Source organism: Mesorhizobium comanense (assembly GCF_005503535.1).
In the GTDB taxonomy this organism is placed as follows: Bacteria; Pseudomonadota; Alphaproteobacteria; order Rhizobiales; family Rhizobiaceae; genus Mesorhizobium; species Mesorhizobium comanense.
Genome location: NZ_SCNN01000076.1, coordinates 1 through 1,136 on the forward strand (window position 1 = coordinate 1; position 1,136 = coordinate 1,136).

Consider the following 1,136-nt stretch of genomic DNA (forward strand, 5'->3'; position numbering starts at 1 on the left):
TTGATGGTGACGACGATGCCGGCACCGACGGTGCGGCCGCCTTCACGGATGGCGAAGCGCAGCTTCTCTTCCATGGCGATCGGCACGATCAGCTCGACATCGACCGTGATGTTGTCGCCAGGCATCACCATCTCGGTGCCCGCCGGCAGCGACACAATGCCGGTCACGTCGGTCGTGCGGAAGTAGAACTGCGGACGGTAGTTGGTGAAGAACGGCGTGTGACGGCCACCTTCGTCCTTGGTCAGGATGTAGGCTTCGGCAACGAACTTCTTGTGCGGCTTCACCGAACCGGGCTTCGCCAGAACCTGGCCGCGCTCGACACCTTCACGGTCAACGCCGCGCAGCAGCGCGCCGATGTTGTCGCCAGCCTGGCCCTGATCGAGCAGCTTGCGGAACATTTCCACGCCCGTGCAGGTCGTCTTGGTCGTCGGACGGATGCCGATGATTTCCAGTTCCTCGCCGACCTTGACCACGCCGCGCTCGACGCGGCCGGTCACAACCGTGCCGCGGCCCGAGATCGAGAACACGTCTTCGATCGGCATCAGGAACGGCTTGTCCAGCGGACGAACCGGCGTCGGGATGTAGGCGTCGACCTGAGCCATCAGTTCGCGGATCGCGTCCTCGCCGATGGTCTTGTTGGAATCCTCAAGCGCTGCCAGCGCCGAACCCTTGACGATCGGAATGTCGTCGCCGGGGAATTCGTTCTTCGACAGCAGCTCGCGAACCTCGAGCTCGACCAGTTCGAGCAGCTCGGCGTCGTCGACCTGGTCGACCTTGTTGAGGAACACCACGATCGAGGGCACGCCGACCTGACGGGCAAGCAGGATGTGCTCGCGGGTCTGCGGCATCGGGCCGTCGGCGGCCGACACGACCAGGATCGCGCCGTCCATCTGCGCCGCGCCGGTGATCATGTTCTTCACATAGTCGGCGTGGCCGGGGCAGTCGACATGGGCGTAGTGGCGGTTGGCCGTCTCGTATTCGACGTGGGCCGTCGAGATGGTGATGCCGCGCGCCTTCTCTTCGGGAGCCGCGTCGATCTGGTCGTAACGCTTGTATTCGCCGAAATACTTGGTGATCGCAGCCGTCAGCGACGTCTTGCCGTGATCGACGTGGCCGATCGTGCCGATGTTCACATG

Annotated in this window: 1 protein-coding gene; it reads right to left on the bottom strand. The window is 63.8% G+C overall.

What is annotated here, in order from left to right; genetic code table 11:
* Nucleotides 1–1,136: elongation factor Tu (gene tuf, locus FFS37_RS35660; RefSeq protein WP_137935560.1), on the bottom strand; the 1,136-nt coding region annotated here is incomplete at both ends.